Source organism: Paraburkholderia sp. CI2, assembly GCF_014201055.1.
In the GTDB taxonomy this organism is placed as follows: domain Bacteria; phylum Pseudomonadota; class Gammaproteobacteria; order Burkholderiales; family Burkholderiaceae; genus Paraburkholderia; species Paraburkholderia tuberum.
This window is the reverse complement of the sequence record NZ_JACHDL010000002.1, coordinates 217934-243268: the sequence shown is the minus strand read 5'-3', so window position 1 is coordinate 243268 and position 25335 is coordinate 217934. Positions and strand designations below refer to the sequence as shown.

Annotated in this window: 30 protein-coding genes and 2 tRNA genes; 15 read left to right on the top strand and 17 right to left on the bottom strand. The window is 63.5% G+C overall.

The window, feature by feature from the left end:
- Positions 1-75: 75 nt before the first annotated feature.
- The 6 genes from HDG32_RS04930 to HDG32_RS04905 all read right to left on the bottom strand — a co-directional run bounded on the left by HDG32_RS04930 (position 76) and on the right by HDG32_RS04905 (position 4803).
- Positions 76-870, bottom strand: coding sequence for a cystine ABC transporter substrate-binding protein (locus HDG32_RS04930; protein WP_090805719.1), 795 nt, complete (start codon positions 868-870; stop codon positions 76-78).
- 105 nt (positions 871-975) lie between these two features.
- On the bottom strand, positions 976-2037 hold the full coding sequence (locus HDG32_RS04925; protein ID WP_184063892.1) for a quinone-dependent dihydroorotate dehydrogenase: 1062 nt from the start codon (positions 2035-2037) through the stop codon (positions 976-978).
- Positions 2038-2125: 88 nt separating this feature from the next.
- Positions 2126-2971, bottom strand: a complete 846-nt coding sequence (locus tag HDG32_RS04920; protein ID WP_184063890.1) for an arginyltransferase — start codon at positions 2969-2971, stop codon at positions 2126-2128.
- 101 nt (positions 2972-3072) lie between these two features.
- Entirely contained in the window at positions 3073-3810 is a 738-nt protein-coding gene (gene aat, locus HDG32_RS04915; protein WP_184063888.1) for a leucyl/phenylalanyl-tRNA--protein transferase, read from the bottom strand.
- Between the two features lie 9 nt (positions 3811-3819).
- Positions 3820-4365, bottom strand: coding sequence for an NUDIX hydrolase (locus tag HDG32_RS04910; RefSeq protein ID WP_090804352.1), 546 nt, complete (start codon positions 4363-4365; stop codon positions 3820-3822).
- 361 nt (positions 4366-4726) lie between these two features.
- Positions 4727-4803, bottom strand: a tRNA-Met gene (locus tag HDG32_RS04905).
- 223 nt (positions 4804-5026) lie between these two features.
- Between HDG32_RS04905 and HDG32_RS04900 the strand changes: the two genes are divergently transcribed.
- Together HDG32_RS04900 and HDG32_RS04895 are read left to right on the top strand one after the other, a co-directional pair.
- A complete protein-coding gene (locus HDG32_RS04900; protein ID WP_184063886.1) occupies positions 5027-5524 on the top strand; it encodes a heme-degrading domain-containing protein in 498 nt (165 codons plus the stop codon).
- 4 nt (positions 5525-5528) lie between these two features.
- Positions 5529-5867: a multidrug efflux SMR transporter gene (locus HDG32_RS04895; RefSeq protein ID WP_184063884.1), complete on the top strand. Its 339-nt coding sequence runs from the start codon at positions 5529-5531 to the stop codon at positions 5865-5867.
- Between the two features lie 46 nt (positions 5868-5913).
- Here the strand turns inward: HDG32_RS04895 and HDG32_RS04890 are convergent, their stop codons facing one another.
- Entirely contained in the window at positions 5914-6303 is a 390-nt protein-coding gene (locus HDG32_RS04890; RefSeq protein WP_090805720.1) for a hypothetical protein, read from the bottom strand.
- Between the two features lie 82 nt (positions 6304-6385).
- Entirely contained in the window at positions 6386-6577 is a 192-nt protein-coding gene (locus HDG32_RS04885; RefSeq protein WP_184063882.1) for a hypothetical protein, read from the bottom strand.
- Positions 6578-6865: 288 nt separating this feature from the next.
- Between HDG32_RS04885 and HDG32_RS04880 the strand changes: the two genes are divergently transcribed.
- Positions 6866-7153, top strand: a complete 288-nt coding sequence (locus tag HDG32_RS04880) for a hypothetical protein (RefSeq protein ID WP_184063879.1) — start codon at positions 6866-6868, stop codon at positions 7151-7153.
- A gap of 197 nt (positions 7154-7350) precedes the next feature.
- Positions 7351-7635 carry a DUF1488 domain-containing protein gene (locus HDG32_RS04875; protein ID WP_184029285.1) on the top strand — a complete coding sequence of 95 codons (285 nt, stop codon included), beginning with the start codon at positions 7351-7353 and terminating at the stop codon, positions 7633-7635.
- A 93-nt stretch (positions 7636-7728) separates the two neighbouring features.
- Here HDG32_RS04875 and HDG32_RS04870 read toward each other — a convergent pair whose 3' ends face one another.
- Positions 7729-8703 (bottom strand): NAD-dependent epimerase/dehydratase family protein, encoded by a 975-nt coding sequence (locus HDG32_RS04870; RefSeq protein WP_184063876.1) that lies wholly within the window; start codon positions 8701-8703, stop codon positions 7729-7731.
- A gap of 143 nt (positions 8704-8846) precedes the next feature.
- Between HDG32_RS04870 and HDG32_RS04865 the strand changes: the two genes are divergently transcribed.
- Both HDG32_RS04865 and HDG32_RS04860 read left to right on the top strand, forming a co-directional pair.
- Positions 8847-9695 (top strand): TetR/AcrR family transcriptional regulator, encoded by an 849-nt coding sequence (locus tag HDG32_RS04865; RefSeq protein WP_184063873.1) that lies wholly within the window; start codon positions 8847-8849, stop codon positions 9693-9695.
- 46 nt (positions 9696-9741) lie between these two features.
- Positions 9742-10878 (top strand): enoyl-CoA hydratase/isomerase family protein, encoded by a 1137-nt coding sequence (locus HDG32_RS04860; protein ID WP_184063870.1) that lies wholly within the window; start codon positions 9742-9744, stop codon positions 10876-10878.
- Positions 10879-10942: 64 nt separating this feature from the next.
- Here HDG32_RS04860 and HDG32_RS04855 read toward each other — a convergent pair whose 3' ends face one another.
- The gene (locus HDG32_RS04855) at positions 10943-11368 is read right to left on the bottom strand and encodes a hypothetical protein (RefSeq protein WP_090805723.1); all 426 of its coding nucleotides are present in this window, start codon (positions 11366-11368) and stop codon (positions 10943-10945) included.
- Between the two features lie 530 nt (positions 11369-11898).
- On the opposite strand from HDG32_RS04855, the gene ssuD reads away from it, so the two are divergent.
- The 4 genes from ssuD (at position 11899) to HDG32_RS04835 (ending at position 15284) form a co-directional block, all read left to right on the top strand.
- Positions 11899-13059, top strand: a complete 1161-nt coding sequence (gene ssuD / locus HDG32_RS04850; protein ID WP_184063867.1) for an FMNH2-dependent alkanesulfonate monooxygenase — start codon at positions 11899-11901, stop codon at positions 13057-13059.
- Positions 13060-13133: 74 nt separating this feature from the next.
- Entirely contained in the window at positions 13134-13982 is an 849-nt protein-coding gene (gene ssuC, locus HDG32_RS04845) for an aliphatic sulfonate ABC transporter permease SsuC (RefSeq protein ID WP_184063863.1), read from the top strand.
- Complete coding sequence (locus tag HDG32_RS04840; protein WP_184063860.1) at positions 13979-15010, top strand: ATP-binding cassette domain-containing protein; 1032 nt, start codon at positions 13979-13981, stop codon at positions 15008-15010. The genes ssuC and HDG32_RS04840 overlap by 4 nt, the downstream gene beginning before the upstream one ends.
- A gap of 58 nt (positions 15011-15068) precedes the next feature.
- The gene (locus tag HDG32_RS04835; protein WP_008922916.1) at positions 15069-15284 is read left to right on the top strand and encodes a molybdopterin-binding protein; all 216 of its coding nucleotides are present in this window, start codon (positions 15069-15071) and stop codon (positions 15282-15284) included.
- 35 nt (positions 15285-15319) lie between these two features.
- Here the strand turns inward: HDG32_RS04835 and HDG32_RS36165 are convergent, their stop codons facing one another.
- The gene (locus HDG32_RS36165; RefSeq protein ID WP_090804375.1) at positions 15320-15580 is read right to left on the bottom strand and encodes a hypothetical protein; all 261 of its coding nucleotides are present in this window, start codon (positions 15578-15580) and stop codon (positions 15320-15322) included.
- A 240-nt stretch (positions 15581-15820) separates the two neighbouring features.
- Between HDG32_RS36165 and HDG32_RS04825 the strand changes: the two genes are divergently transcribed.
- Both HDG32_RS04825 and HDG32_RS04820 read left to right on the top strand, forming a co-directional pair.
- Positions 15821-16018, top strand: coding sequence for a hypothetical protein (locus tag HDG32_RS04825; protein WP_013089281.1), 198 nt, complete (start codon positions 15821-15823; stop codon positions 16016-16018).
- 147 nt (positions 16019-16165) lie between these two features.
- Positions 16166-16408, top strand: a complete 243-nt coding sequence (locus HDG32_RS04820; protein ID WP_184063854.1) for a DUF6566 family protein — start codon at positions 16166-16168, stop codon at positions 16406-16408.
- 223 nt (positions 16409-16631) lie between these two features.
- On the opposite strand, the gene HDG32_RS04815 is transcribed toward HDG32_RS04820, so the two are convergent.
- The 3 genes from HDG32_RS04815 to HDG32_RS04805 all read right to left on the bottom strand — a co-directional run bounded on the left by HDG32_RS04815 (position 16632) and on the right by HDG32_RS04805 (position 19067).
- Positions 16632-16901: a hypothetical protein gene (locus HDG32_RS04815; RefSeq protein WP_184003324.1), complete on the bottom strand. Its 270-nt coding sequence runs from the start codon at positions 16899-16901 to the stop codon at positions 16632-16634.
- Positions 16902-17910: 1009 nt separating this feature from the next.
- Positions 17911-18252, bottom strand: a complete 342-nt coding sequence (locus HDG32_RS04810; RefSeq protein WP_184063851.1) for a DUF4148 domain-containing protein — start codon at positions 18250-18252, stop codon at positions 17911-17913.
- Between the two features lie 485 nt (positions 18253-18737).
- Complete coding sequence (locus HDG32_RS04805; RefSeq protein ID WP_184063848.1) at positions 18738-19067, bottom strand: hypothetical protein; 330 nt, start codon at positions 19065-19067, stop codon at positions 18738-18740.
- Here HDG32_RS04805 and HDG32_RS04800 point away from each other — a divergent pair.
- Both HDG32_RS04800 and HDG32_RS04795 read left to right on the top strand, forming a co-directional pair.
- Positions 19027-19290 (top strand): hypothetical protein, encoded by a 264-nt coding sequence (locus HDG32_RS04800; RefSeq protein ID WP_184063845.1) that lies wholly within the window; start codon positions 19027-19029, stop codon positions 19288-19290. The genes HDG32_RS04805 and HDG32_RS04800 overlap by 41 nt on opposite strands.
- A 180-nt stretch (positions 19291-19470) precedes the next feature.
- Positions 19471-20622: a C1 family peptidase gene (locus tag HDG32_RS04795; RefSeq protein WP_184063842.1), complete on the top strand. Its 1152-nt coding sequence runs from the start codon at positions 19471-19473 to the stop codon at positions 20620-20622.
- Positions 20623-21441: 819 nt separating this feature from the next.
- Here HDG32_RS04795 and HDG32_RS04790 read toward each other — a convergent pair.
- Positions 21442-21708: a hypothetical protein gene (locus tag HDG32_RS04790; RefSeq protein ID WP_184063838.1), complete on the bottom strand. Its 267-nt coding sequence runs from the start codon at positions 21706-21708 to the stop codon at positions 21442-21444.
- A 754-nt stretch (positions 21709-22462) separates the two neighbouring features.
- On the opposite strand from HDG32_RS04790, the gene HDG32_RS04785 reads away from it, so the two are divergent.
- The gene (locus HDG32_RS04785; protein WP_184063835.1) at positions 22463-23449 is read left to right on the top strand and encodes an aldo/keto reductase; all 987 of its coding nucleotides are present in this window, start codon (positions 22463-22465) and stop codon (positions 23447-23449) included.
- Between the two features lie 624 nt (positions 23450-24073).
- Here HDG32_RS04785 and HDG32_RS04780 read toward each other — a convergent pair.
- Positions 24074-24149, bottom strand: a tRNA-His gene (locus HDG32_RS04780).
- 89 nt (positions 24150-24238) lie between these two features.
- Positions 24239-25240, bottom strand: coding sequence for a tRNA dihydrouridine(20/20a) synthase DusA (dusA, locus tag HDG32_RS04775; protein ID WP_184063833.1), 1002 nt, complete (start codon positions 25238-25240; stop codon positions 24239-24241).
- Between the last annotated feature and the right edge of the window lie 95 nt (positions 25241-25335).

Genomic DNA, 25335 nt, shown 5'->3' with positions numbered 1-25335 from the left:
GCAGCTCGCGTGGGCCGCAAAAGCGCGAAGGGCGGCATCGTGATCGATGCCGCCCTTCGTTCGACTCCACGCGTGTTACTTGATCGGCTTGCTGACGTCGATGCCGAACCACTTGTCCGAGATCTTCGTGAAGGTGCCGTCCGCTTCGAGCTGGGTCATTGCGTCGTCGATCGCCTGCGCGAACTTCGGGTTGCCCTTTCTGAACGGAATGCCCGACGGGTTGCCCGGGCCGACGTTCGCGCCGGTGCGCAGCGGCAGGTTCGAGTTCTTCAGCAGGTACGCGAGCATCAGACGGTCGTTCAACGCCGCGTCGAGCCGGCCGGCGGCCAGATCACGCAGGTATTCGGGTGCGCCCGGGTAGGTCTTCACGTCGATGCCCGGCACTGCCTTCGCCATGTCCATGTAGTTCGTGCCGAGACCGACGCCGAGCTTCTTGCCCTTCAGGTCTTCGAGCGAGGTGAACTGGCGCGTGTCGTTCTTGCGCTGGATCAGTTGCGCCGCCGAGTACGTGTACGCCGGCGAGAAGTCGAGCGTCTGCTTGCGCGCGTCGGTGATGCCGACCTGGTTGACGATCACATCGAACTTGCCCGCCTGCAGACCGGCGATGATGCCGCTCCACTCGGTCGTGACGAACTCGGGCTTCACGCCGAGCCTGGCCGCGACCGCCTTGGCGATGTCGACGTCGTAGCCGACCAGCTCGCCCGACGGCGCTTTCGAGTTGAACGGCGGGAAGGTGCCTTCGAGACCGATACGCAGCGTGCCGCGCTGCTTGACCTGGTCGAGCAGGTCTTCCGCGTGCGCGGTAACGGCGCTCAGCGACGCGCCGATCAGCGCGGTGGCGAGGAGCTTCTTCAACAGGCCGAATTTCATCGTGTTCCTTGTACGTCTGATGTTTTGACGGTCCAGAGCATAACAAACGAGCCTATCGCAACCTAAATACCGTTTGTTTATGTCTATATGCGGCGGCGCGGATGCCTAGCGCAACGCCTGCGCGCATTCGGCGACGAGCGCCGGACCGCGGTAGATGAAACCAGTATAAAGCTGCACCAGCGACGCGCCGGCCGCGAGCTTCGCGCGCGCATCGTCGCCCGAGAAAATGCCGCCGACGCCGATGATCGGCACGGCCTCGCCGACTTCGGCGCGCAGCTTGCGGATCACCTCGTTCGACGCGTCGAACATCGGCTTGCCCGACAGGCCGCCGGCTTCGTCAGCATGCTGCATGCCGGCGACGGCGGTGCGCGACAGCGTAGTGTTGGTCGCGATGACGCCTTCGAATTGGTGGCGCAGCAAGGTGTCGGCGATCGACTTGACCTGCTCGTCGTCGAGGTCGGGCGCGATCTTCAGTGCGAGCGGCACGAGCTTGCCGTGCATGTCGGCGAGTCTTTGCTGCTTGTCCTTCAGCGCGGCGAGCAGCGCGTCGAGTTCGTCGGCGCCCTGCAGCTGGCGCAGGTTCTTCGTATTCGGCGACGAGATGTTGACCGTCACGTAGCTCGCGAACGGGTACACGCGCTCGAGGCAGTACAGATAGTCTTCAGCGGCGCGCTCGATCGGCGTGTCGGCGTTCTTGCCGATGTTAAGACCGAGGATGCCGCGATAGCGCGCGGCCTGGACGTTCTTCACGAACTGGTCGACGCCGGCGTTGTTGAAGCCCATCCGGTTGATCACCGCGTTCGCCTGCGGCAGCCGGAACATGCGCGGGCGCGGATTGCCCGGCTGCGCGCGCGGTGTCACGGTGCCCACTTCGATGAAGCCGAAGCCGAGCGCCGCCAGACCGTCGATGCACGCGCCGTCTTTGTCGAGGCCCGCCGCGAGTCCGACCGGGTTTCGGAACGTCAGGCCCATCAGGGTGCGCGGCGAATCCGGCACGCGCGCCGCGAGCGCGCCGGCGAGGCCGGTGCGACCGGCGGCGCCGAGCATGCGCAAAGTCAGATGGTGAGCGTCTTCCGCGTCCATGCGAAAGAGTTGGGCGCGAACGAGCGGATAAAGGGAGCTGAGCACGGGATGAAGCCGGACGGCCGGAAAATGGGAACCCGCCATTTTACCGGCTTTGGGCTTTGATGAGACTGGTGGGGCGTTGCCAGGCGACGAGCAGGACCCGGCAACGACTCGACGGACGGCGCCTCGACTACGGCCTGAGCGGCCCGCGTCGTCCATGCATCGCGAAATCGACCGGCGGCAGGTCGATGCTGGCCGGATCGAGCACGCGCCACGCGCCGTCGATCAAGCCTTCGAGCGGCCGGAAATTCGCCTTGTACGCCATTTTCGGGCTTTCGCGAATCCAGTAGCCGAGATACACGTACGGCAGGTTCAGGCTGCGCGCCTGCTCGATCTGCCAGAAGATGTTGTAGGTGCCGAAGCTCGCGTGCGGCAGGCTCGGCTCGAAGAACGTGTACACCGACGACAACCCGTCGCCGAGGATATCGATCATGCTGATCATGCGCAGCGCGCCCCGCGCGTCAGGTAGCCCGTCAGGTCGCCCATCGGGCTGCAGCGGCGCTGGCTCACGAAACTCGACGAGCCGCGAGTTGATCCGGCTTTGCAGCAGGAACTGCTCGTACTGGTCGCGGCTGTCGCGATCCATGCCGCCGCCCGCGTGGCGCGCCGACTGGTAGCGCATATACAGCGCGTAATGCTCCTCGTCGTAGTGCAGCGGCGCGACGGTCGCAATCAGGTCGCCGTGCTTTCTCCATACACGCCGCTGCGTGCGGTTCGGCTGAAAACGCTCGACCGGCACGCGCACCGGCACGCACGCGCGGCAGCCGTCGCAATACGGGCGATACGTGAACACGCCCGAGCGCCGGAAGCCCGCCTTGACGAGGTCGGTGTAGACGTCCGAATTGATCAGGTGACTGGGTGTGGCGACCTGCGAGCGCGCGATGCGGCCGTCGAGGTAACTGCAGGGATAGGGCGCCGTTGCATAAAATTGCAGCGCGGAAAGCGGAGAAAGAGGCAGCTCGTTGGGATGAGTCACGTTGGCAGCTCTCGAAGCGTCTCTGGTAATGCAAACCCGGCACGCCCGGCGGTTGATGCCGCTATTCGATGGGCGGCGGACCGGATTCGGCCTGATTTTTCCTACGCCGCCCGCGCGAGGATGTCGAGCAGGGCGGTCTTGTCGAAGCGCCACGGGATGGCCGGCGCGCCGACAGACGCGCGAACATGCGCGACAAACGCCTTGCGCGCTATCTCGCGGCCGCCGAGCGACGCCAGATGCGACGTGTTCTGCTGGCAGTCTATCATTTCTATTTCGTGACGTCGCAAGTGGCCGACCAGCGCGGCCAGCGCCATTTTCGAGCCGTCGGTGACGTCGGTATACATCGATTCGCCGAAGAACATCCGCCCGAGCGACACGCCATACAATCCCGCTACACGCTTGCCCTCGAGCCAGGTTTCGATGCTGTGCGCGTCGCCCAGGCGGTGCAGCGACGAATAGGCTTCGACGACGTCGGCGGTGATCCACGTGCCGCGCTGACCGTGGCGCGGCGCCTGCGCGCAGGCGCGCATCACGGCGGCGAAATCGTGATCGACGCGGATTTCCCACGCGCCGTCGCGCAACACGCGCTTGAGCGTCTTGCGCAGTGATGGCGACACCTTGAACTCGGCGGGGCGCAGGATCATGCGCGGATCGGGGCTCCACCACAACACCGGCTGGCCGTCCGAATACCACGGGAAGATGCCGCGCCGATACGCGTCGATGAGGCGCGACGGCAGCAGATCGCCGCTTGCCGCCAGCAGACCGGGCGCGCCGCTCGCGGCGCCGAGCGCGCGCTCGACGGGCGGAAACGGGTCGTCAGCTCCGAGCCAGGGAACCATGCGCGCCGCTCAGCCTTCGCGCAGGGAGCGGAAGATGTCGCCGGTATGCAGGCCAAAACTGCCGGCCGCGCGGTCGGCGAAAAAAAAGCGCAGCGTCTGGCCGACGGTCGGAAACGCGATCTCGTCCCACGGAATCTCGTGCTCCTCGAACAGCTTCACTTCGAGGCTTTCCTCGCCGGCGACGACGTCGAGATCGAGCAGCCGCGCCATGTAGAACAGATGCACCTGATGCACGTGCGGCACATTCAGCAGCGAAAACAGGTTCTGCACCTCGACGCGGGCGCCGGCTTCCTCGAGCGTTTCGCGCGAGGCGGCTTCGGCCGTCGTTTCTCCCATTTCCATGAAGCCGGCGGGCAGTGTCCAGTAACCGTAGCGCGGCTCGATCGCGCGACGGCACAGCAGCACCTTGTCGTCCCACACGGGAACGGTGCCGACCACGTTACGCGGATTCTGATAATGCACGGTGCCGCAACTGCCGCATACGAAGCGCTCGCGATTGTCGCCCGGCGGAATGCTCAGACTGACGCCGTGGCCGCAGACAGAACAGAATTTCATTGGAAAGGGGACGAGAAAGGGTGATAGGAGTTTATCACCGGGGCGGGGGATTACTGAGGCGCCGACAGGGGCTGCGCGAGACGACGTCCAAGGCGGCGAGCGCCGTCGCGTCTGACATTGATTGACAGTCGATTTTTGGATGCGCTGATAGCATCGGTCCTGATGGTTGCGATGGAGGCCACCGCGTCCACCGTGGTCATCTTTTCTCTCTTGTACATTGCCTCGTAGCTTGGCGCGTCATTCAGTTGACGCGCTTTTTTTTCGCCTGAGGGTGGGGCGGTCAAGGGGATCGCCAGAGCAAGGCCACAAAAACAAAAAAGGGTTACACGCCAATGCGTTGTAACCCTTCAATGATTTCGGTTGGTTGCGGGGGTAGGATTTGAACCTACGACCTTCGGGTTATGAGCCCGACGAGCTGCCAGACTGCTCCACCCCGCGTCCGTCGAAGAAAAGATTATAGACCAGCCAGACGGCCAGCGCAATAGCCATGTAAGAATTGGCTTCATTGCGCTTCGCTCTGCCCGCGCGACGTCGCCTATCGGAAAGGCTCTGGAAATCCGTGCGCGGACGCTGCGCTAGAATTCAGATTCTCCACGCGGCTCGCCGGATCTTCACGACCGCGGCCCCTTTGACTCTGATGCTCCGACCCGTTCTGAACCCCATGGATATCGCTCACGACCTGCAGGTCATCGCCATTCAGGAAAAGACCCTCGTGTTTCCCCGCTTCGATGCCGACCGCGCGTGGCAAGTCGGTGCGTATCTGCACGAAGTCGCGAAAGCGCGCGGCATTGCCGCTGCGATCGACCTGCGCACGTTCGGCCAGCCGCTGTTCTTCTGCCTGCTCGACGGCGCGACGCCCGACAACGTCGACTGGGCGCGCCGCAAGGGCAACACCGTCGCGCAATTTCGCCGTAGCTCGTACGCGATCGGTCTGAAAATGCAGCTCGCGGGCGCGACGCTCGCCGACAAGCACGGACTGCCGGCCACCGAGTACGCATCGCACGGCGGCGCGTTTCCGCTGGCGGTGGAAGGGGCGGGCGTGATCGGTTCGATCACGGTGTCCGGTCTGCCGCAGCGCGCCGATCATGAACTCGTGGTCGAAGCGCTGTGCGCGCATCTCGGTCACGACTACGGCAAGCTCGCGCTCGCGAAAAACTGACGCGATGCGCGTACCCCCGTATGCGCTGCTCGCGATCGCGATCGTCGCCGAAGTGATCGCGACTTCCGCGATGCGGGCCTCGGACGGCTTTTCACGGCTGCTGCCGTCGATGGTCGTCGTGCTCGGCTACGGCATCGCGTTCTATTGCCTGTCGTTGACGCTCCGAAGCATTCCAGTTGGCATCGTCTACGCGATCTGGTCCGGCGCGGGCATCGTGCTGATCACGCGGGTCGCGCTAGTGCTGTACCGGCAGGTACCCGACGTGCCGGCGATCATCGGGCTGGGATTGATCGTCGCTGGCGTCGCGGTGTTGAATCTCTTCTCGAAGATGCAGGCGCATTGAGCGCCCGCGCCAGCCGCCGCGATTGCCGCCAGGCACGTAAATCGGCTTACTTGCAGCGCACGATCATCGAGCGGCCCTTCACGTTCGCCGACGCCACGTTCGTGACGCTGCCGCCGGCGGTGCCGCCTTCGTCGTTGTCCTTCGACACGATGTCGTAGCCGGTCGCGCCGCAGGCCTTACCCGCTTGCACGTAGCACGAGGCCCAACTCGAGCCGGCGTCGGCGCCGCTGCAGTTGACCGCGAAGCCGGTCTGGCCGTTCGGCAGATTGATCAGCGTGGTCGTGTTCGACGACGCGCAGCCGCCCAGTCCCGCGGCGAGCAGCAGCGCGGCGGGCAAGGCGGCCGACAGCGACGCGCGACGCACGAGGGCAAGCGCGGCGCTGGATCGGAGGCGGTGGAATCGGCCGGCGCGTCGCGGTTGCGTCGTGAATTGCATCGTGTTGTGTCCTTTCATTCAGATAGAGGGGGTCTGCCGGGCCGGGTCGGCCGCTGTGGAGCGCGAGGGCGTGCGCTACGGCTCAGGTCATTTCGACCGTGATGCCCGCCGCGTTGAGCAGCCGCCGGGCTTCCGCGCCTTCTTCAGTGGCTGCGTCTTCCCAGATGCCGATCGCTCTCGGGATGTCGATGCCGTGACTTTCGGCGTACTCGAACCAGCGGTTCGCCGCATCCGGCTCGGGCAGTTCATGATCCTGCAGAAAATATTTTCCCATATTGCGCTCGCTGGCCTCGAAATGGCGTCGTAACAGGTACCGTGCCACAGCATGGAGCATGCCGGTATGGACCGTTCGACCAGCGCGCGCGGCTGAAGTGCGGCGCGGATCTTTTGGCGCGGCGCGGGGGCGCGTCTCGCGAGCAGAACTTATCGCGCTGCAACGCGCCTTATCGTTATGGGACGGCTGCCCGCACACACCCCGTGCAGCGGCGCGCCGCATGCTGAAGCATCAGGGCGGCGCCGTTGCGACTGGCGCCAGTTCTGCAACCGCAACAGGAGGACGAAGATGGCTGAACGGGTCAGTGGCCCTTATCGCGGCTATTACATCAGCGCCGCCGCGCGCCTCGTGCCAGGGGGCGGCACGTCGGGCCCGTCGGGCGACGCGCACACCAAAGCGGACGGTACCTACGTCGGCACGGTCAGCCTCGCCGAGCTCGGCCCGGACGATCCGCACCGGATGGAAACGCTGCTCGAGCTCGGCGACCGGCAACGCTTCGACAGTGAAGAAGAGGCGCTCGCGTTCGTCGAACGGGCGGCCCGCGAGTATGTCGACCGATTGCTGGATGGGCCGTGAGCGTGTCGGCGATTTCCGTGCAAAGGGCCCGCCGATGGGCTCGCCAAGGCAGCGCGCGATGCCCTGAATCAGGCGCCCGCGCGCGCTGGACCGTGATCCGGCGGCGCGAGTACCATAGCGGGACTTGCGAGGATCGGTGGCGCGCAGGGCCTTCCGCGCAAGCTATGTTCCCGCGGCCAACTTCTGACGAGGCGACCATGAAAATCCGTTTTCCCGAAGACGCGCCTGCTTACCGCGACTCCAACCTGACCGTCGTGTTTTCTGCGTTGGTGGACGGTGAGCCGGTGCCGTGCGCGATCTCGGTGGAAGCGCTCGAGGATCATTTCGGCGCTTACAGCGAGGACCTCGACGGCTGGCTGCGCGCGTTCGATGCGGGCCGGCCGCGCATCGAGGCCGTTGCGCGTGAGCATCTGCAGATCAGTAACGGCACACCCGTGCTGCTCAAGAGTGGCCACTTTCCGCCGGGGCAGATGGCAGGCTAAGCGGACCTGCCTACGGACCGTCGGCGCCAGAGGCCGGGTGCAGGTCCATCTCTGCGGTTTTCACTTCACCTACGCATCGCCAACGCCTTGCCGCTAATTCATGTCGCGTGCCGGCACTACCTCGCGCGCCGCTTCGAAGCACCGCCTGATCCCTTCCTGATACGACGTCTTCCTGAGCGGCCCGATCAACGTCGCCAGCGCCGAATCATCGAGCACGACCGGCTCGGTCATCAGATAGTTCATCTCGACCAACTCGCGCATCAGCGGATTGAATAGCCCGAGCACGCGCAGCATGCCCTTGCCGGCCACCATCAGCTTCGGCCCGGAGCCCGCGAGCGCGTAGGCCTCGCGAGCCACCTCGCGCTGCGTGATCGTGCCGGCGCCCGCGAGATGCCACCAGCGGCCGTAGGCTTCGGGCGTGCGCGTGAGTCGTTCGACCACGGGACCGACATCCGGCAGATAGATGAATTCGTGCGGTACGTCGACGGGACCGAGCACCTGCGCGCGCTTGCCGGTAGCGGCGCCAACGAAGACACCGTGCAACAGGCTGCGCTCGACCCCCGGTCCGTAGAAATCGGGCAGTCGCAATACCAGCGTTTCGAGACCTTTCCGGCCATGCGCAGCCAGCACGAGCTTTTCCTGTTCAAGCCGCATGCGGCCCTTGAACGTGTGCGGCTCGCGCGGATGATCTTCTCGGACCGGGTTGCCGCGCGCGCGGCCATACGGATACACGGTGCCGATCAGAATGAAGCGCTCGACACCGGCGGCCGTCACGCCAGCCAGCGTTTTCTCCATCAACGGCGGGTGCTGCGCGAACTGGTCGTAGGGCACGCCGACGAGGTAGATCACGGTCTGCAGACCGGCGGCCGCGGCGCGGATCGAGGCGGGGTCGTCGGGGTTCCAGGTGACGATCTCCGCGTGCGGGTCGTCACCGAAAGTCCGTTGCAATACCTCGCGCGAGCGGCCGACCACCCGGTAATCGCGGCCCGCCGCGCCAAGCGCCGTCGCGATGCTTTGACCCGCAGCGCCCGCTGCACCGAATAAACCGACCTTTCCCGTGGCTTGCATGACGACCCCTCAGATGGCGGCACGACATCGTCGCGCGCTCGTGGCTGCTCGATTTGACAGATGAAAATTTACTGAACATTGTTCAGTAAACGATGTTCAGTTTAAATTGACTTTTCAGTTTGTCAATCTGAAAATTGCGAGTCATGGGAATCGCCGAACGAAAAAACCGCCAGAAGCAGGCACTGCGCGAACGCATCCTCGATGCCGCGCGGCGCATCGTCGTGGGCGAGGGCTTTGCCGCGCTGTCGATGCGCAAGATCGCTGACGCGATCGAATATTCGCCCGCCACGTTGTATCTGCATTTCGCGAGTCGCGACGACATCGCGCGGGCCTTGTGCGCCGAAGGCTACGCGCGGTTGCTCGCGACCTTCGTGCCACTCGTGCAGATCGCGGATCCCGCCGAACGGCTGAAGGCGCTCGGGCGCGCGTACGTCGCGTTTGGCGTCGAGCATCCTGAAACGTACCGGCTGATTTTCATGGAGGACCCGAGCTATACCGGCGCGGCGCTCAGTGGCGGGGTTGGCACTGGCAAACACGACGGCAACACGGGCGACACAAGCGCGAACGCCGGGACCGGTGGTTCGACCGCCTCGCTGGGCAACGCCGCCGGCGGCGTTGCCGACGACGATCCCGACGAGGCCGCGCTGCACATCATGATCGACGCGCTCGACGAGTTGCGAGCAGCGGGGCGTCTGTCGGCGTCGGTCGCATCGATGGAGCCGGCCATCTGGGCCGAGGCGTTGTGGGCGAGTCTGCATGGCATCGTCGCGCTGAATCTCACGTGCCCGGTGTTTCCGAGCGTGCCGCTCGAGACGCTCGTCGGCGTGACGCTGGACGCATGGCTCGGTGTGCCGCAGGCCGTGGCGGCGGGCGCATCGAACAGCGCCGCAGTCCGCGGCAAGAAAACCGTCGCGCGGCGCCACGCCAAGTCGGCCGGCTCCACGCACCCGGCCCCCGAGCTCCCCACCAAACGCAAAGCGGCAGGCCCGTGATAACGTTCAGTTCCACCTCATGCCGCGCCGCCGCGCCCAGTTCTCCATGTCCACGTCCGCCTCGCCCGCCACTAGCGACGAAATCGCGACCCACGTAGCCAACCGCATCGGTCTCCTCGAACTGGAGCGGCCGAAAGCGCTGAACGCGCTGTCGACCGGCATGATCCGCGCGATCCACGCGGCGCTCGACCAGTGGCGCGAAGACCCCGAGGTGCTGGCCGTCGTCGTGCGCAGCCGGCACGAGCGCGCGTTCTGCGCGGGCGGCGACATCCGCTTCATGTACGAAGCGGCGCAAACCGGCGACCGGGAGGCGCGCGATACGTTCTTCAGCGAGGAATACCGGCTCAATCACGCGATCTTCGTGTATCCGAAGCCGTATATCGCGTTGATGAACGGCATCGTGATGGGCGGCGGCATGGGCATTTCGCAGGGCGCACATCGCACCGGCGGCCTGCGCGTCGTCACGCAATCGACGAAGATGGCGATGCCCGAAACCCGTATCGGCCTCTTTCCGGATGTCGGCGCGAGCTGGTTTCTCGCGCGCACGCCCGGCGCGATCGGCCGCTATCTGGCGGTGACCGGCGAGACGATCGGCGCGGCCGACGCGCTGTACGCGGGCCTCGCCGATGCCTACATCGACGACGCGGCGTTGCCCGCGCTCGTCGATACATTGAGCCGCGAACCGTTCGAGCGCGGTGCTGATGTGGTTGCGTGCGTCGAGCGTGAGACGCTCGCGTATCAGGTCGCGCCGCGGCCCGAGGAGAGCGCGCTCGCGAAGGCGCGGACGTTGATCGACCGGCATTTCGCGCTGCCCGACGTCGCGCGGATCCTCAAGTCGCTCGAACAGGAACGCGAGCGCGGTGGCGACGCCGCGGAGTGGGCCGAGCAGACGATCGCGGTGCTGCGCGAGCGCTCGCCGCTGTCGATGGCGGTCTCGCTCGAAGTGGTCACGCGCGCGGAAGGGTCGATGGCCGACGTGCTGCGCACTGATCTCGATCTGACGCGCTCGAGCTTTCTGCGCGGCGATACGGTGGAAGGCATTCGCGCACGCATCATCGATAAGGACAACGCGCCGCGCTGGCGTTTCGCGCGCATCGAGGACGTCAACCGGGCCGATTTGGAGCAGATGTTCGACAGCCCGTGGCCGGCGAACGAGCACCCGCTGCGCGCTCTGCGCGGCTGAACGCGCGGCCTCGCGAACCCGCTCGCGCGAATCTACGCGTTGCGCGAATTCATGTTCGCCGCGCTTATTCCTCTGCCTCGCTCGCCATGAACGCGCGCATGAACACGAGCGCACCCCAGCCCCACATCGCGTTCGCCGTGAAGCCCACCGCGAGGCGCGGCAGCATGTTGCCGCTCGGCCAGATGCCGCGCAGCGGATCGACGACGAACACGCTAGCCGCCGTCAGCACGATGCCGCCGAACACGAACGCGGGTACCCACGGCGCGCGCCGATGCGGCGCGACGCGCAGCAGCCAGGCCATCAGCACGGCCCAGCACGCGCTCCAGATTGCGTTCGCGATGAACTCAGGCAGGCCGAGCGGCAAAAACGGCGCGGTCGAAAAACCGCTGGGGTCGATCATGCCGGCAGCGTGCATCAGCGCCAGCGTCGATTCGCGAAAGAACAAAGAAGCCAGAAAACCGGCGACGAACGGCAGAATAATTTTTTGCATGCATTGCACCGGCAACGTACAGGCGACTCGCAAGACCTGTACCGGGTGATTGGAAACGAGCGCCATTATATCGACCGGGGTTGGGCGGCCGGGGCCGCGTGTATAAAGCGCAACAACCGTATGCGGTAGAACCGGGCTAATCACGAAAGCGGAAATCCTAAGCTCAATAAAATCGTTCAAAAGCCGCGGACCGCTCCATAGACTGTTTCCTCATGCAGACGGCTCGGGTGTCGCCGTCGTCCGATAAATCGAGCGCATCACGCGCACGTTGGTCGAGGAAAGCCGTCGCAATGTCGAGCCTCACGCCGAATCTCCGTGGTCGCAGGGCCCGCGCGCGGTCGTGTTCGCGGTGTCGTCCGCCAGGCGCATAGCCTTCATCGATTTGACGCAGTTGCCGATGGCCTGAGTCCATCGTCCGTTTCTCAATCCTTCAACGCGTCGCAGCGCCTTGCCGGTTGCCGGCTCGATGCGCGCGGCCGGCGCTCGCGCTCACCGTTTTCATTACGTCAGGAACAGGCAGGAGTAACAACATGAATGTGTTCTGGTTCATTCCGACTCACGGCGACAGCCGCTATCTCGGTACGTCCCAAGGCGCACGCGCAGCCGACTACGACTACTTCCGGCAGATCGCCGTCGCCGCCGACACGCTCGGCTACGAGGGCGTGCTGCTGCCGACCGGCCGCTCGTGCGAGGACGCCTGGGTCGTCGCGTCGAGCCTGATTCCCGTGACGCAGCGGCTGAAGTTCCTCGTCGCGATTCGCCCGGGGCTGTCGTCGCCGGGACTCGCCGCGCGTATGGCGGCGACGTTCGACCGGCTGTCGAACGGGCGTCTGTTGATCAACGTGGTGACGGGCGGCGACGCGGCCGAACTGGCCGGCGACGGCGTGTTCGTCGATCACGACACGCGCTACGAAATCACCGACGAATTCCTGCATATCTGGCGCAAGCTGCTCGCCGCGTCGCACAGCAACGAAGCGATCGATTTCGACGGCAAGCATTTGCGGTCGAAGGGCGGCAAGGCGCTATATCCGCCGGTGCAAAACCCGCATCCGCCGCTGTGGTTCGGCGGCTCGTCGGCGGCCGCGCACGCTATCGCGGCCGAGCACATCGACACCTATCTGACGTGGGGCGAGCCGCCCGAAGCGGTCGCGAAGAAGATCGCCGACATTCGCGCACGCGCCGCGGCGCGCGGCCGGCAGATCCGCTTCGGCATCCGTCTGCACGTGATCGTGCGCGAGACCGGGGAGGAAGCGTGGGCCGCGGCCGAGCAGCTGATCAGCAAGCTCGACGACGACACGGTCGCGCGTGCGCAGGCGTCGTTCGCGAAGATGGATTCGGAAGGGCAGCGCCGTATGGCCGCGCTGCACGGCGGCAAGCGCGGCGGGCGCGAGCAGCTCGAGATCTATCCGAACCTGTGGGCGGGCGTGGGGCTCGTGCGCGGCGGCGCGGGCACCGCGCTGGTCGGCAGTCCGGAGCAGGTGGCCGCGCGTATGAAGGAGTACGCGGCGCTCGGCATCGAGACGTTCATCCTGTCGGGCTATCCGCATCTCGAGGAATCCTACCGCTTCGCCGAACTCGTGTTTCCGCTGCTGCCGCAACGCTTCAGCAAGGTTGCCAACGGGCCGTTGTCGGGGCCGTTCGGCGAAATCGTCGGCACCAGCCATCTGCCGAAGGCGGCGAGCGCGAGTTGAGCGCGCGCATAGCGTGGGTCGCGCGGCTTGCGCGACACGCGCACGACGATCGACAGGCAAGGAGAAAAGCCAACATGAGTGACACCACTTTGAGCGCGGGAACGGCGGCAACCCCGCAGCCCGCGTCCACGGCGCGCGCTGCCGCGCTGCGCCGTTTCGGCGCGCACCTGCTGCCGTGGCTCGCGCCGATCGCGATCCTGCTCGCGTGGGAAATCGCCGCGCGCAGCGGTGCGCTGTCGACGCGCGTGCTGCCCGAGCCGCTCGCGGTCGTGAAGGCCGCATGGTCGCTGATCCAGTCCGGCGAAATGTGGGCCGACGTGAAGGTCAGCACCTGGCGCGCGGTGTCGGGCTTCGCGATCGGCGGGGGCATCGGTCTCGTGCTCGGACTGGCGACGGGTCTCTTCAAACCCGCGGAAATCGTGCTCGATTCGACCGTACAGATGATCCGCAACGTTCCCGCGCTCGCGATGATTCCGCTCGTGATCCTGTGGTTCGGCATCGAGGAACGAGCGAAGGTGTTCCTCGTCGCGCTCGGCGTGTTCTTCCCGGTCTATGTGAACACGTTTCACGGCATCCGTTCGGTCGACGCGAACCTGATCGAGATGGCGCGCAGCTATGGCGTCAAAGGTTTCGCGCTGTACCGCCACGTGATTCTGCCGGGTGCGCTGCCGTCGATTCTGGTCGGCGTGCGCTTCGCGTTCGGTCTGATGTGGGTCACGCTGATCGTCGCCGAGACCATTTCCGCGCAATCGGGCATCGGCTACATGACGATGAACGCGCGCGAATTCCTGCAAACCGATGTGGTGGTGGTCGGCATTCTGCTGTACGCGGCGCTCGGCAAGCTCGCGGACATGCTCGCGAAGAGCCTCGAGCGCGTGTCGCTGCGCTGGCATCCGGCCTATCAGCGAGGAGCAAAAGCATGAGTGCAACGACGCTATCGACGACGTTCGGCGGTATCACGGGCAGCGATCTCGAGACCGAACTCGCGCAGCCGCGGCTCGCGGATCACGACGCGAACGAGGCTGCGGGGGTTGAGCGGGACGGGGCGGCGGTGGCGCATTGCGGCTCGCAACCGAGCTTCCAACCGAGCTTGCAACCCGCCACCGCCCTGGCCCGCAGCGACGCGCGCCCCGCGAACGACTACGCGGTGCAATTGCGCGGCGTCGGCAAGCGCTATGGCGAGCGCGAGGTGCTGTCGGGCTTCGATCTGTCGATCGAGCGGGGCAGCTTCGTCGCGATCGTCGGCCGCAGCGGTTGCGGCAAGTCGACCTTGCTGCGGCTCGTCGCGGGTCTCGAAGAAGCCAGCTCGGGTGTGCTCGAAAAGCGCGCCGGGAACGGCGGTCCGCTCGACACCCGCATCATGTTTCAGGATGCGCGTCTGCTGCCGTGGAAAAGCGTGCTGCAAAACGTGATGCTCGGCCTCGGCCGCGGCGCGCGCGACGATGCGCGCGCGGTGCTCGCCGAAGTCGGCCTGCTCGAACGCGCGAACGACTGGCCCGCGCAACTATCGGGCGGTCAGCGGCAGCGCGTCGCGCTCGCGCGGGCGCTCGTGCATCGTCCGCAATTGCTGCTGCTCGACGAGCCGCTCGGCGCGCTCGATGCGTTGACGCGCATCGAAATGCACAGGCTGATCGAAAGGCTGTGGCGCGAGCATCGCTTCACTGCGCTGCTCGTCACGCACGACGTGCACGAAGCCGTCGCGCTCGGCGACCGGATTCTGCTGATCGAGGAAGGCCGCATCGCGCTCGATCAGCCGGTCGCGCTCGCACGTCCGCGCGCGCGGGCGTCGGCGGGCTTCGCCGCACTCGAAGACCACGTGCTGCAGCGCGTGCTGAGAAACGCGCCGAACGACGACACGCTGGCGCATCGCGCGTATCAGCCCTATGACCCGTACGGCTTGCCCGAACCCGGTCGTCTCACGCGGCCGACCGAGGTGCGCTGGGCCGTCTGAGTTTTCCTGGCAAATCGATCCGATTCCGTTATCAACTGCTTCTGTGGAGTTATCTGAAATGAGCATTTCCGCCATCAACGTGCGCAATCAGTTCAAAGGCAAGGTCAAGGAAATCATCCGCGGCTCGGTGGTGTCCGAGGTCGACGTAGAGACGCCGTTCGGCATCGTCACGTCGGTGATCACGACGCGCTCGGTCGACGAACTCGAACTGAAAGTCGGCTCGGAGGTGGTCGCGCTCGTGAAGTCGACCGAGGTGTCGATCGCGCGGCTTTGATGACGCTCCGCCAATGCGAGCGGCGTGCGCAGCGGCTATTTCGCGTTTGCGCCGCTGGCGGGCGGCTCGTGCGACATGTGGTCGTTGGTCGGCTTCGCCGGCCGCTTGATCGGCATGTTGTCCGGGTTGCTCGAACTGCCGGCGCCCGATGCCGCCTCGGGCGGTTTGGCCATCGGCGCATGGCTGTCCGGCGGCGCGCTGGGCGCCGTCTGCGCGACGGCGCTCGCGCCGCTCGCGAAGAGCGCCGCCAGCGCGGCGGCGGTGGCCGTCAACGTGGCCCAATTGCCTCGCTTCATGTCGTTCTCCTTCGATGTCGCGTGCCATCTGCAGACACGCGGCTGTGTGCAAGATTAGCTAGTAGCAGGCCGCGTTCCGGGGCCGCTGCGGGCGCGTTGAGGCGTGCTCCTAACGGTCACGCCGGTTTCAGACGCCGATTGCCAGGCTCGACGCTCCGGGGAGCGGCTCGTCAGGCGCGCACACCTGCATCCGCCGATGAAACTTGCTACGATGAATTGAGCATTCCGACGGAGACGGCCATGTCGAAGTCCTTGAGTCCTGAAGCGGTCGAAGCGTTGCGGCGTCTGAACGACGTCGGTGTCGGACAGACGGCGCCCGAAGTCGCGCAGTCCGTTGCGGCGGAGTTGCTGGCATGCGACCTGGTTGCCGAAGCGGGCAGTGGTGGGGTCGAAATCAACTGCAACGGCCGGCAGTATCTTTCCGGCGATTGCAACTGATCCGCTGATCGGCGGCCGGCCGCACGGCCGGTGTGTAGAGCGAGGCGGCGCGTCGCGGGTGAGTCGCGAGCAGGTGATTGGCCAGCGCGACACCAGCTGGACGCGCGTGTCCGGCTACCCGCGATCAGCGAAACCACGGAGACGAGCATGGAGCCGAAGGGCGTCGACATGGGCGACCATCAGGCGCGCTATGGCGACTACGACATCGAGGTGGCGGTCGAACAGGTGCTGACCGGCGTCAAGGCGCATTTCCGGGTGCGGCGCGACGATTCGACGGTGGTCGACTGGCAGCTCGTGCATATCGATAGCTTGTGGTCCACCGAGCATGCGGCCGCCGAGGCGGCTTTTCGCGCGGCGCGCGAATTGATCGATGCGGGGCTGGCGAGTTAGCCGCGGATAGCCGCGTCGCGATGGAAGGGGGCGCCGTGTTCGGATGAGGCAAGGAAGCGGCAGGCGCACGAGACAACGGTTGCAAACCGAACGCTACCCGAGCAACGTACCGGGTACCACGGCTGCCGTAAATGCAACTGGGCGCCGGCATCGATACTGCATGCGCGGCGCCCAGTTTGATCGCTGCCTCAGAGGCAGCGGATCTGACGGTACTGCTGGCGGCTTAGTGGCCGAAGAACACCGATTGCGGACCCGACGTGGGTTCGCTGCGCGTGCCCGATTGCGTCGACACGCTATTCACGCCGCCGTATGCATTCGATTGCGCGTTGGCGCGTTCAGCAGCGACGGTCTGCGCGTTCTGGCCTTGTTGCGAAGCCGGCGCGCCAACCGACGGACGGTAGTACGGTGCCGGACCATAGCCGCTGGCGAAAGCGGGAGCGGCGATCGAGGCGGAAGCGGCAATCAGCAGGGCGGCGATAAACTTGGTCTTCATGGTAGGACTCCGATAACGTTTCGACTGCATTTCAGGAAGATGTTGCAGGAGCCAGTCAACCAGGTGTCTGCAACGTCGATGGAAGCCAGTGTATACCCCTACTATTGAAAATTTGTGCCGATAATCTGAAATTACTATTCTCGACGAAGAAACAATCGCTCAGACGTACGCACCGCAAGGCGGACCGGTGATCCGGCCCTGTTGGCCAAGCGGTTTTTGAGAGGCGGGAGAAGGCGGGAAGGGGTGATTGCGGGGCGGAAAACCGCACAGATATCGTGGAAAACGCAGAAGGCCGTCAGCAAAACAAAAACGGCGTTGTGATTGCTCACAACGCCGTTTGCCTGAATTCTTTGGGGTGGCTGATGGGACTCGAACCCACGACGACAGGAATCACAATCCAGCCGTCAAAATGCCTCGCAGCCGGGTCAGACAACGGTCTCACAAACTAAATTCGGAACAGACGCGCCTTTTCACGCACGGTGGCATGCGGGTTCGCGGTGAGTCGTTCCGAAAATTGGACCGTGCATTGCGCTTCTGGGACTGTATGTGCATGCAGTGGTGTTGGTGGTGGCCCGCTCGTTGCGAATTGCGACGACGAGCACAGGCTCAGATCGACCCGGAGCGGACTCGCGCATGCCGACCCATTAGCGTCTCTTCGCGGAGGTGGAGCGGACCGTGTAGCGGCAACGTCCGCGCTTGGATCGCTGGCGACATTTTCACAATGTGCGGAGCCGTCAGCGTATGCAACTGCTCGCCTTTCCTGCCGTTAGTCTGCAACGTCACCGGGCGTTCATTGGCGCTAAGCGATTGCAAACGACAAAGCGCCGGAGCGAATAACGAATTCGCTCCGGCGCCAAACGCAATGAAACTGTCGCCAGTTCTAAAAGACGATGGAAGGCCAACCTACGCGACGCAGTGTTGCAGACGACGAAGCGGCGACGATGCCGCTCGCCATGTGTGTCACTACGCCGGGCGGTTCAAACCGCGCGGCCATTCGGCCGATAGCCGATCAGCTTCCTTTGTAGATTGAATGATCCCAGCCCGGCTGGGCGGGTGCGGCGGTGCCTGACGAGCCCGGCTTGGTGGGTGCACCGAAGGCTGCGGAGCCCGAGTACGCCCCACCGTAGCCACTGAGCGCCTGCTGCTGGTCCCCCACGTTCTCCAGCGCGGCCTGGAGGTGCGTGGGATAGTGCGCGTCACCGTGGTTGCGGTCGTAGCCGGCTTGGTGCAGCTGGACGAGTTCCGCGCGCACCTGCTCACGCGTCAGGGGACCGTTGCTGCTAGCGGACGCGATCGTGGGCAGCGCGAGGATGGGCACGAGTACGAGAGCGGAGATAAACGTTTTAGCCATGGTTAATTCTCCAATTCTAAAAGTCAGAAACAGAAATATCAGGTTAGCGAAACGACAATCACGGGGCGCCGGTATGGAAGCGGACAGCTTCAATGTCGCGCGACCTGAACAGGGCTTGCATGTGACACCTCCTCGATAACCATGAAGAATCGTACGGAGAGGAGCTATCCACAGAAAGCAGAAGAAAAGATGCATGAGGTTCGAAAAAACCGAACTTCCTCCGTCGTGCGCATCGGCACCTGAACGCTCAGGCATGCAGCGAAGCCAGCACCTTTTGCGTCACCCGATGGTGTCGTCCGGGCCGGGATCCGCTGGCGTAGATTTCCTCTTTCACGGCCGGCAGCCGGCCGGGCCAGCAGGCTGCTATATCGGGTCGCTGGGGGGCGCCCTTCATCGCTGCTACATGGTCTACGGGAGTTCGGCTGCAACGACACCCCCTGATAGCCGATTTACCGTCCTCCGCGGCGCCGCAACTGCGCCTTCGTTCACGCCAGGACCGACTCAGCGTCCGCTGAAAACAAAATAACAACATCAAAGTTGACGATAAAATCAACTTTGGGTGTAATGTCGCCACTCGTCGTCGCGGGCGAGCGATTGGGCGGCATTAATCTCAGGATCCCGAAATCAACCGAACCGCTCTGTTGATGTTGGCGCTGCTTGCCAGTCAGGGATAACTGGTGATAGCTGAGAGGTTCGCGCGTAACCAGAGCCACCAATTGGGCGTAGTTCCCCGATGCCGCGCTGGCGTCCCATTTAAATGGAGTGAAGGCAAAGATGAAGAAGATTCTGATCGCCGCTGCAGTTGTTTTCAGCACTGGCGTCTTTGCAGGCGAAGTCCACGTACCGCAGGTCTATCACGAAATCGCGTCGCTATTCGATCGGTGCAATGCGGCGCTAGTAAGGGGCGACGCGGACTCCGTTGCCAAGGTGGTGTACGCACCCGATCCTGAAGGCATCACTATGCGCCCGTATATCGAGGCAACGCTAAACGCGGTGCCGGTATATCCCACCGGACAGGCGTTCCAGACTTTCGTGTGATAGCCCAATTCCGGTGGCGGCTGTAGTGTAAGGCCATACCCGATGCAGTCGCGCTTTACGCCACAATGGTCCCCGGTCTGACCCGCGCAGGCGGCTTTGAGCCAAATCGGGGTTCGTCAAAACATCGCGTCGTTTGTGTTCGCGGCAGCGCCGTCGCGCCGGCGCCGACAAGAAAATCTCATGAAACTTGCCCGTGTAACTCTGCTCGTCATTCTCTTTTCGCTTCAAGCTTGTGGGGGCGGCGGGGGCGATGGCAGCAGTGGAAACAGTAGCAGTAACAGTAACAGTAACAGTAACAGCTCCTCAGATACCGGCTTCTACGCGCCGAGCTACGGTGACGCGAGAAGCGACACCCGCTATGAGGCCGACCTCTCCAGCGTCACCCGTCAGGTGATCAGCTACCAGGACGTGGGAAAGGACCTTGTTTCCAACGTCGGGGTCTCCGACTCGATGGTCCAACTCTTCGGCAACTACAAGGTGCGGCTGACCCAGGCGAGCAAGAACAGTTGCCCGAGCGGCCTGGAAGGTTGTGACACGGCCGATTCGGACTCCTTGGGGGTGGGCCACAGCGCTCTTATCACGAATCTCGAATCCCTGAAGAGCGATATCAAAGATCAGAGCGAACGGGGCACGTGCGTAGCGTTCTCCCTGAACGCCGCAACGGAATTGCTGCTCTCGAGGCAGCAGAACAGTACCAAACTGTCGGAACAGAACACGTACTTCCAGGGAAAGCGACTGACCAACACCTGGAACAACGCCGGACTCGACCCGTACGACACCATCGCTGCATTCGTCGACAACAAGACCAAGTTCGTTCCGGAGAAATCCTGGCCATACAATGGCGATGACAAGTATTGCACCAACTACAACCGCAAGTATCCCAATGCCACCTGCTCGGCTACCGAGGCGCAGGGTGGCGGCAGCGATACCCGGCAGCAGGATCCTACCGCAGCGAGTTCCTCAGGATTTCGGACGACCACGGCGCACAAGCTCTATGCGTCCATTGGCCGGATCAAGCAAGCGCTGTATCGCGGCTACCCCGTGGTCATGGCCATCAACGCGAACCTCGACTTTCAGGTTGCGACGTACAAGGGCGGCGTCGTGTCGTGGGTCATCAAGGCGGACAGCTGCGGGACCAGCCTGTGCGGTCACGAAATTCTAGTCGTCGGCTACCAGGACAGCGATCAGGTCGCGGGCGGCGGATATTTCATCATTAAGAACTCCTGGTCATCGGGCTGGGGCGACGGCGGGCTGGCCTATGTCACTTACGAATGGCTGCAACACAGTTTGCTGGACGCACAAGCGCTGGTTCGGATCGACAGCGCGGATTAGTAGCGCGAAACGGTATCGTCAACTGACATTACTGGTCAGCTTGACGTTGCCCTCGTCTCGCGAGTCCTATAGCTGAGGGAACTATGCCGCTTCGCCCTGCCGAGCGGTGAACCAGTTCTGTCGAATGTCATGGGAGGGGGGCGGCTGCGCCGCCCCGCCCCAGAACCCTGAAGAAAGATAGGGCAAAACCAGCAGCAAGCCCGACATCTCTTACATGGTCGCCTCCCATTCGCAAGGCAATTCTTGATCACGAGAAAGGGTGGTTGTGGACTTATGTCCGGACTCTATCGCGGGCATGGCACAAGCGAGAAGCCGAGTGCCAGGCAATCGCGGCAGTGTCCCGCATCGGCAGGCTCACCGCCACGGCGCTGGGCGAGAAAGCCTGCGCGGGCATCCTCCGCCGAGCCGCAAATCGGGGCAAGGAATTGCCCCAACCCTTAGCGCGCGCACTCAAGGCGGTGGTGGACTCGGGACGGACTTCGAGTGCGACGGTGGCTTGATACCCGAAATCGCGCGAGCGCTCACGACGAGCAATCAGCGCATCGACGCGGAATCTGAAACGTTGCTCGTCGCGCACTCATTGCGAGGGGGGGGCTTCGACGCGAGCGAGGACGGAACTGGGCGCGGCACGCCGCTCGTCCCGGTCGCTGGCACCCTGACAAGCTTTGGCACCACAGCGGCGGTGCATCGGCTGGAAACAATCCCGGCCTTATTAACCCGGTATGCAGGAGGCGGCCAGGTCCGGTCAGTCCGACTTCATGCGCGAATGACGGGTGCTTAGACCGAACCGGCCGGTCGTGTGCACTGCTGCAGCGCGGCTTAAAGATCCTGGCCAGTAATCTCGATGCGCTCTCCACTCGATGGAGGTATTTTGCGTTCCGCAACTCCCACTAACTTTTGCTTTCCCAACTGAAACGCGAGCAGCAACTGCTTCTGGCTTTCGTCTGCCGCTCCGAGGTATTCGCAAACAACCTCCGGTCTGAGTTCGAAGGCGCAGTATCCCCACCCGAAGCCATACGCGGAGAACCACAGCGCTGACCGGCTGTCGACGATTGGGGTTGTCAGTTTGATGTATGACGAATCCATGGCGTTCGCCCTCCAGACTAGTGGTTGCCGAACTGGATTGTCCCACAACGCGTCCTCATGGCCGGGTGCCAGGCGACATCACGCCGCACTGATGACAGGCGGCTTCGGCTGGTTGTCGAAGGCTGCCCGGCGGGGTGGCATCTTCTGGCTGCATACCAGTCACCTAAATTGGCGCTTTGAATGGCGCATAGGGGTCGCGTGCTTCCGATCGCAGCTCGTGCGAAGTTCAGGCAGCGTATGCTCATTGCATGAGACTGCAACCGGCCATCTTCAGCCCTTCGACCGCGCGTCGTGGCGAACATTCGGATATCGGCTCTGAGCCGGACATCGGACGCTCGCCGGCCGGCCATCATGTAACTCGTAGCCATTGACGGAGGGCGGAGGCTGGCGACGCGATACCCTGAGGTGCAGAGTACGAGGCCGGCTTACGCTGAAACGGCTGGATCGACGGGCACCGTGAACTGAAAGATGGCGCCGTTACCGCCAGATTTTGCACGGATCGAACGATTACCCCGAGATCAAGGCAGGCACGCCGGCATGTAATCGCGCGCGGTTAGCACATGGCTTGAGCACGCTGCCGGAGTCGGTAGGCTAAACACCGGCTGGGTTTAAGGTCTGTCTTGGTCGCGAAGAAGTTACGACTCTCATTGCGCGCCTGTCCGGAACAATCAGGCAATGAATCAAGAGGATCTGACTAACATCCTCTTCCTGCATATGCCATCGTAAACGGAGCACTTTTCGATGGAGGAGCAGCATGCTTAAGACTCGGAAGCTTGGACGTGAAGGACTTGTGGTGTCGGAGATCGCGCTGGGCTGCATGGGGATGTCCTTTGCATACGGCACGCCGGACGACGAGGAATCGGTCGCAACGATCCATCGGGCGATCGAACTGGGTTGTACGTTTTTCGATACTGCGGAAATCTATGGCCCATTCACCAACGAAGAACTGCTCGGCCGTGCGTTGAAGGGGCGCCGGCACGAGGTCACGATCGCGACCAAGTTCGGTTTTGCCTTTGAAAATGGTGTGCGCGGCCTCAATAGTCGCCCCGCGCACATCAAGGGAGTGATTGATGCTTCGCTAAAGCGCTTGCAGACCGATCACATCGATTTACTGTATCAGCATCGGGTCGATCCCGATGTGCCGATCGAAGATGTTGCGGGCACGGTGAAGGATGCGATCGCGGCCGGCAAGGTGCGCTTTTTTGGCATGTCCGAAGCGAGCGTCGATACCATCCGGCGGGCGCACGCGGTGCAACCGGTTTCCGCCCTGCAGAGTGAATATTCGCTGTTCGAGCGCGGTGTCGAAGACAAGGTCTTGCCGGCGCTTCGTGAACTCGGCATTGGTTTTGTGCCATATAGTCCGCTTGGCCGCGGGTTTCTGACCGGCACGGCGAAGCGGGCGGAAGAGTTGCCCGCCGATGACTGGCGTGCTGCCAACGATCCGCGAATTCAGGGCAGCAATTTCGACGCGAACATCAAGCTCGCCGACTTCGTCAAGGCGCTGGCGAAGGACAAGTCCGTGACGCCGGGCCAGATTGCCCTCGCATGGCTGCTTCATCAAGGCAACGATCTGGTGCCGATCCCGGGCACCAAGCGGCGCAAGTACCTCGAGGAAAACCTGGGGGCGGCTTCAGTCACGCTCACGGCCGCCGAGCTGGAAAGCATTCGCGCTTTCCTCTCGCAGCACAAGACGGCGGGTGCGCGCTACCTGCCGGCGATGCTATCGAATCTCGATCGGTAGCGCAGCACGGACGATCAGGCGAGCTCCGCGAGGCAAGCCTCGAAGGTGGCGATCAGGCGGTCGACGTCAGTCGTCGAGGTTTGGTTTGTTTTTATTGAGCGCGTTGTAGTACCTTCGGCAGTTCCACATTCTGATGCATTGGCGCTGGATGATCGTCAGGTCATCCAGCCGCTCCTGACGAGCGACAACGCAAATAGCAGCTTTGGCCAAGGGTGCTTGAGTCATACACCGTGAACGTCTGCTCTACCTCGGGAAGAGCCGTAGATGGCTCGCCATGTCGAACGTCGGTTCAGGATCGTGTGCGGTCGCCGACGAACCGCCGCCCGGAAGTCTCGGCAACTGGTGATGACCGTTGCATCGTGCCGATCAAACGCGAGAATGTCGACGAGTGGTGGGCCGAGTCCCCTCCCTCGCACCACTATTGGTAGTCAAGAAAAAACCGGCCCTTCGTCATTTTCCGGCGCCAGCCAGACTTCGGAGCGGGGACGTGTCCTCTTCGCCCCGACTGAGACGCAAAAAAGCCCGCTCGATGGCGGGCTTATTCCGAAATCCTCGTTTTCGTTCCGAATTTCACTTTGTGAAATCCACGAGCTTTCAATAAACGATTGATTCTAATGAATTCTGTGGGGTGGCTGATGGGACTCGAACCCACGACGACAGGAATCACAATCCTGGACTCTACCAACTGAGCTACAGCCACCACTAACATCCGCTTGACTTGCTCTAAAAACCTGTCTCGCCGACGAAGAAACGAGATTATAGGGACTAGATGGTGGTTTGCCTAGTCCTTTATTCAAAAATGTCGATGGGCTCGCGCAGATGCTGTCTTGCTTCGTCGAAGATGGTCAGATCACGGGCGGCAAGTCGCTTGCTGTCGGACAAAACTCGACGCCAACCACGCGCACCCGCTTCGCCGCGATACAGCCCAAGCGCATGGCGCGTGATCGCGCCGAGATAGGTGCCGCGCGCCATTTCGGTCGCGCAATACTCGATCAGTTTCGCTTCGACCTGCTCGCGCGTCAGCGGCGCCTGCGCAGAGCCGTAGAAGCGCGCGTCGACATCGGCGAGCAGGTAGGGGTTGTGATACGCCTCGCGCCCGAGCATCACGCCGTCGACGTGCTGAAGATGCGCGTCGACTTCGTCGAGCGTCTTGATACCGCCATTGATGACGATTTCCAGCTGCGGAAAATCGCGCTTCAACTGATACGCGTAGTCGTACTTGAGCGGCGGAATCTCGCGGTTTTCCTTCGGGCTCAGGCCTTTCAGTATCGCGTTACGCGCATGAACGATAAAGACCTCACAGCCGGCTTGTGCGATCGTGCCGACAAAATCGCGGACGAAGCCGTATTCCTCGACCGTATCGACGCCGATGCGGTGCTTGACCGTGACTGGCACCGATACGACGTCGCGCATCGCCTTCACGCAATCGGCGACGAGTTGCGGCTCGTTCATCAGGCATGCGCCGAACGCGCCGCGTTGCACGCGCTCGGATGGGCAGCCGCAATTCAGGTTGATTTCGTCATAGCCCCATTGCTCGCCGAGCTTGGCCGAACGCGCGAGGTCGTCGGGCTCGCTGCCGCCGAGTTGCAGCGCGACTGGCGCTTCGTCGGGCGTGAATGCGAGATGACGCGGCACGTCGCCGTGCAGCAGCGCGCCGGTCGTCACCATCTCCGTGTAAAGCCAGGTATGGCGCGAAATCATTCGATGCAGCGAGCGGCAATGGCGATCCGTCCAGTCCATCATCGGGGCAACGGACACGCGGCGGGGGCTGGGAGTGCGAGGTAAAGACATGGAGCGGCCAGGCGGCTTGAATCAAAACAATAATTTTACCGCAAGGCCAGAAACCGCCGGGCGCGCTGGAGCCCTATCACTGTCGCGACAAAGGC